This is a genomic window from Streptomyces sp. W16, assembly GCF_033194735.1.
GTDB lineage: Bacteria > Actinomycetota > Actinomycetes > Streptomycetales > Streptomycetaceae > Streptomyces.
Genome location: NZ_JAWOAI010000864.1, coordinates 1 through 2574 on the forward strand (window position 1 = coordinate 1; position 2574 = coordinate 2574).

Annotated in this window: 2 protein-coding genes and 1 pseudogene; 2 read left to right on the forward strand and 1 reads right to left on the reverse strand. The window is 68.9% G+C overall.

Annotation, left to right across the window (positions count from 1 at the left end; genetic code table 11):
- Positions 1 to 749 (forward strand): GNAT family N-acetyltransferase (locus R6V09_RS50610; protein ID WP_317888167.1); only part of this gene is annotated, 749 nt, incomplete at its 5' end.
- Between the two features lie 22 nt (positions 750 to 771).
- Here the strand turns inward: R6V09_RS50610 and R6V09_RS50615 are convergent.
- Entirely contained in the window at positions 772 to 2007 is a 1236-nt protein-coding gene (locus R6V09_RS50615; protein WP_317888168.1) for a glycoside hydrolase family 26 protein, read from the reverse strand.
- Between the two features lie 153 nt (positions 2008 to 2160).
- On the opposite strand from R6V09_RS50615, the pseudogene R6V09_RS50620 reads away from it, so the two are divergent.
- Positions 2161 to 2574, forward strand: a pseudogene (locus R6V09_RS50620) (ATP-grasp domain-containing protein); the annotation flags it as partial.

The window sequence follows — 2574 nt, forward strand, 5'->3', positions numbered from 1 at the left end:
CCGCGCTGATCGACTTCCGCGAGGTGCGGCCGGGCAGCGCGGTCGAGCGCGTCTACGACCGCTGGCGCGGCCCCCGCCGCCGCGTCCACGACTCGCTGTGCCTGGAGCTCCCCGCCGTACCCATGGACGAACTGGTCGCCCGTCTCCCCTCCTCCAAGGCCCAGCGCGTCCGCGCCAAACTCCGCAAGCTGACCGCGCTCGGCGTGGAGCGCAATGTCGTACGACCCGACGAGGTGGACGGGGCGCTACGGCGGCTGCTGGAGCTGCATCAACTCCAGTGGCAGGGGCGGAAGGTGACGTCCGAGCATCTGCAGACCCGGTTCTGCGAACACCTCGTCCGCTCGGTCGGGCCGATGGTCCGCTCCGGCGACGCCGTCGTCACCGAGTTCCGGCTCGACGAGGACGTGGTCGCCGTGGACCTGACGCTGTTGTCGCGGCGGCTCGCGGGCGGGTATCTGTACGGCGCTCACCCGCGGTTGCGGGAACGCAAGGCGGATGTGGCGGTGATGCTGCTCGACGCGTGCGCCGAGCACACCGGCACCGACGGGCCCGGCACGCTCAGTCTGCTGCGCGGCAACGAGCCGTACAAGCACCACTGGCGGCCCGAACCGGTGCTCAACCAGCGGCTGTTGCTGGCCCGGAAGCGCACGGCGCCGCTGATGACTGCGGTCGTCTGCGATGTCGCCGCGCGCCGGCGGGGCAAGGCGTTACTGCGGAAATGGAGGGAGCGCGGTGGCGACGGACCGTGAGCGGCCCGCCGCCACCTCTGGTTCAGCGGTCGCGCTGCCACCAGTCGAACTTCACGCACAGCTTCCCGCCGAGCCAGTACTCCACCCAGTCGCCCAGCTCCACCGGCGAGCAGTTGGCCGGGTGCGTCGGGGTGGGCGGTGTGGTGGGCGTGGTCGGCTTGGGCGGCTCCGGAGTGACCGGGGTCGTAGGTGTCGTGGGTGTTGTGGGTGTTGTCGGCTGCGGGGTCGGGTCCTCGGTGCGGCCGAACAGGACCGAGCGGTAGACCTGGGACGACTTGGGGTTCTGCGAGCACTGCCACACACCGTGCGGGCAGTAGTCGGTCACCGTGTTGTACAGCGGCTTGTGCTCGTCCATCCAGGCGAGCATGCGCTTCATGTACTCCGCGTTGTCGCCATTGCGGAAGAGTCCCCATTCAGGATAGGAAATGGGCTTGCCGTGGGATTTGGCGAAGTCCACGTGTTCCTGGAGTCCGTAGGGCTCTTTCACCTGCTCGTCGAACGTCAGCCCGGAAGGCTGGTCGTACGAATCCATTCCGACGATGTCGACCGTGGCGTCCCCCGGATAGCACTGCGTCCAGGGAACGGCGTCCCGACCGCGGCTCGGAGTGAAGTCGAACCGGAATTTCTGGCCCGGCACCGAGCGCATCGTGGTGACGATCCTGTTCCAGTACTTCTTCCAGGCCTCCGGGTCCGGCCCGCAGCGAGAGGTGTACGTGGTGCCGTTCATCTCCCAGCCGAGCACGATCACCGTGTCCGGCACCTTCAGGTCGACCAGCCGCTGCGCCAGGGCCTTGAAGTGCTGATCGAACTGGCCGGCCGCGCCCTGCTGGAGCAGCCGCCGCACCTGCCAGTCGGAGACGCCGTCCTCGTTGTGCTCCTGCATCGGCACGTTGAGGACGAGCATCCGGTCGGTCTTCTCGGTGCGCCAGTCCGCCCATACGTCGAGGAGGCCCGGGGCGCCCTCGATGTCGCTCCAGTGGTTGCCTGGCAGGTAGGTGTGGCCGACGCGGAGTTCGGCACCGCCCAGCCAGCTGCTCAGCGCGGCCATCCGGGCCACACCGCGAGCACCGGAGTCGAGGAAGGCACCGAAGGCCGGGGTCGTGGGTGTGGTGGTCACCGGAGCAGGAGGATCGGTGGCTCGCGCCACCTCCGCTCCCGCCGCGAACCCGGGACCCGACGCGAAAGCCGCCGACGCGGCGACCGTAGCCGCGATGAAGGCCAGCCGGGCGGTCCGGGACCGTCGCTGCTGTGGGGCCATGCCTGCTCCTCTCTCCACTCTCGTACTCCGTTCCGACTTTGCTTTTCCTTCTACTGACACTCAGTCATATGAATATGAATTACGCCACCGCCGTTACGGCTTCCGAGTTCCCCTATCGCCCGCACGGGTGAAACGAACCGAAGGAAACAGTCCGTGTCGCTGCTCGACATCCGTGTCCCCGCAGTTCTGTTGCGGATCGACCGGAATCCCTTTCACCACGGAACGCTGGGGGCCGTGCGTTCACTCGGCAGGGCGGGAGTGGAGGTGCATGTGGTCGCCGATTCCGCCGGAAGTCCCGTACGCAGCTCCCGCTTTGTCTGCCAGATGCACCCCCCGCCGGCGCCCGGCGCGTCCCTGGGCGAGATCGCCGTCACGCTGCGCCGGGTGGCCGCGCGGATCGCACGTCCCGCCGTACTGATCCCGATGGACGACGCGAGCGCCGTCGCCGTCGGCCGGCTGCGCGATGAACTCGCGCCCTCCTATCTGCTGCCGCAGCAGCCCGGCGCGCTGGCCGAACGGGTCGCCGACAAGGCGGAACTGGCCGCCGTGTGCGCGAGCGCCGACATC